The sequence below is a fragment of the Streptomyces sp. NPDC051662 genome, assembly GCF_040681655.1.
Classification (GTDB): domain Bacteria; phylum Actinomycetota; class Actinomycetes; order Streptomycetales; family Streptomycetaceae; genus Streptomyces.
The window spans coordinates 1-2,969 of sequence record NZ_JBFAZD010000068.1 but is presented as its reverse complement, the minus strand read 5'-3'; the positions used below and the strand labels follow the sequence as shown (position 1 = coordinate 2,969).

Below are 2,969 nucleotides of genomic sequence, written 5' to 3'. Positions count from 1 at the left end.
ACCACAGCATTGACGGTCAGCCGATGCCGCCGCGCGAACGAAAAGAGCTGACCGGACAATTCCTCCGACAACTCCACCTCCACCCGCTCCGAAGACCGGGCCTGACCGGCATGAACAGCCGGCCGGTCATACGGCAACGCCACCGGCGCGTCAAAACCCGCCAGACCAGCGCGCCAAAACTCCTCCGCCACCCCCACATCACGCCCCGCCATCCACCCCGCCTGCACACCCAACGCACGACCACCCACCACCACCGGCAACACCAACCCGTCCCGCCGCGCCGCATAGTCGTCCAGGACGAGGGAGAGCACCCGGGCGACGCTCCAGCCGTCGAGCAGGATGTGGTGGAAGGTGAACAGCACCCGGACGCGGCCCTCGCCGAGCCGGGCCAGGGTCAGCCGGGCCAGCGGCACCTGACGCAGGTCGAGACCGCGCCGGTGATCGGCGGCCAGCAGGGCTTCCCAGCGGGCGTCCTGTTCGGTCAGGAGGCTGTCGCGCCAGTCCAGGATCTCGACCGGCAGACGTACGTCCCGGTGCACCACCTGTACCGGCTCGGGCACGCCCTCCCACACCACCCCGATCCGCAGCGCCTGTATCTCATCGACCATGCGCTGCCAGGACGCGGCGAACCGGTCGACGTCCGGCACACCGTCGACCACGTACATCAGCTGCTCGAAGTAGGCCGGCCTGTCCGCCTCGGCGAGGGCGTGGAAGAGCATCCCGGACTGCAACGGCATCAACGGCAGCACCTCCTCGACACCACGCCCGTCACCGACCGCCGCGTCGAGGCCCGCCTGATCCAGCGGCGACAGCGGGAAGTCCGACGGCGTGACGCCACCCGCCCCCGGCGACTCGCAGTGGGCGAGGAAGTCCTCCAACTCGCTGACGAATCCGGACGCCAGCTCCTCCATCACCGCGTCGGAGAACACACCGGACGTCCAGACGAAGTTGACCAGCAGCCGTCCGTCCGCGACCCGGGAGGTCACGTCGAGCGCGTGGTCGCGGCCGGCGAGCAGACCGGCGCCGTCCTGGATGAACCCGATCTCCTGGAGGGGCCCTTGCGGGGAGGAGCCGGACGCACCTGCCGTGGTGGTGTCGAACTGGCCGAGGTAGTTGAAGCTGACCTGCGGGTGGATCTCGGGGACGGAGCGGCGCAGATGGCGCAGCGCGCCGTAGCCGAGACCACGGCCGGGCACCGAACGCAGCCGCTCCTTGGCGGACTTGACCAGTACGTCCCAGGCGGCGCTCGTGTTGTCACCGCTCGTGTTGTCGGCGCTCGTGTTGTCACCGCTCGTATTGTCGGCGCTCGTGTTGTCGCTGCTCGTGTTGTCGGCGTCAGGTCCCGACTCCGTGGCGGACACCAGTTCCAGGGGGAAGACGGTGGTGAACCACCCCACGGTCCTGGACAGGTCGACTCCGGGGAAGATCTCCTCCCTGCCGTGCCCCTCGACGTCCACCAGGACCCGGTCCTGGCCGGTCCACCGGCCGAGTACGCGGGCGAGCACGGCGAGCAGCACCTCGTTGACCCGCGTGCGGTACACCGGGGGCACCTTGTGCACGAGTCTGCGCGTGGCGTCCGCCGACAGCTCGGCCGAGGCGGTGGCCGGCGCCGTGGGCTCGGTCTGGGCGGCCGGGGCGTCCGGGGCGGCTGTTGTGGTCGCGCCCGGCAGCTCGGTGGGTACGTTCTGGCCGACCCGGCTCCAGTACTCCAGCTCCGCGTCGAAACCACCCGCCTCCACATGCGCACGCAACCGCGAAGCCCACTCCTGGAACGACGCGGAACGCGGCCCCAGATCCACCACCGACCCGGACACCAACTGCCCATACGCCAGCGCCAGATCCGCCAGCAACACCCGCCATGACACGCCGTCGACCACGGCGTGGTGGACCAGCAGCACCAGCCGGTCGGTGTCCTCTCCGAGCCCGAAGGTCAGCGCGCGGAGCAGCGGTCCGTCGGTGAGATCCAGCGCGTCGCGTGCCAGGTCCGTGAGCCGGTCCATCTCGGCCTGCCGCTCGCCGGACGGGAGATGCGCGAGGTCGGTGTGTTCCGTATACGTGTAGGTGCTGTCCGCCACGTCAGCGACCTGCTGCGTCCATACATCAGCCTCGTCGCGCAGGAAGCGCAGGCGCAGCGCGTCATGGTGGTCGACCAGGGCGGTCACCGCACCCGCGAGCGCGTCGAGGTCCGTGCCGGGGGCGAGCGTGGCCGCCATCGACATGTCGAAGCGGTGCGAGGGGCCGGCCGGGGCTCCGAAGAACCACTCCTGGATGGGTGTGAGCCGTGCCGGGCCCTCGACGGGCTCAACGGCCCCGGCGGTGTCGGGCGCACGTTCCGCGGGCACCCGGCTCAGATGCTCGGCCAGGGCCCGCACCGACTGGCGGTCGAACACGTCCTTGGGCGAGATGGCCAGACCGGCCGCGCGGGCCTGGGAGACGACCTGGATGCTGAGGATCGAGTCCCCGCCCAGATCGAAGAAGTTGTCCTCCACTCCCACCCGCTCAAGACCGAGCACACGCGCCCAGATCCCGGACAGGATCTCCTCCGTCGCCGAACGCGGAGCCACATACCCGGCCTCCACGACACCGGACGACCCGGGGGACGACTCCACACCGGCCAGCGCCTTGCGGTCGACCTTGCCGTTCGGCATCAACGGCAACGCGTCCAACACCACAAAGGCGGACGGCACCATGTACTCCGGCAGCACACCCGCGAGGAACTCCCGCAGACCAGCGGCCATCGGTACGGCTCCGGCGCCCGGGACCACATAGGCGACCAGGCGCTTCGCGCTCCCGGCGCCCGCCGCGGACAGGGCGAGCACAACAGCCTGTGCGATCTCGGGGTGGGAGACGAGGGCGGACTCCACCTCACCCAGTTCGATACGGAAACCCCGCACCTTCACCTGATCATCGGACCGCCCCACAAACTCCAACACACCATCGGCCGTCCACCGCACCACATCCCCGGTCCG

Annotated in this window: 1 protein-coding gene; it reads right to left on the bottom strand. The window is 70.1% G+C overall.

Annotation, left to right across the window (positions count from 1 at the left end; translation table 11 throughout):
- The coding region (locus tag AB0M67_RS41540; protein ID WP_365753403.1) for a condensation domain-containing protein at window positions 1–2,900 on the bottom strand (2,900 nt) is incomplete at its 3' end.
- Between the last annotated feature and the right edge of the window lie 69 nt (window positions 2,901–2,969).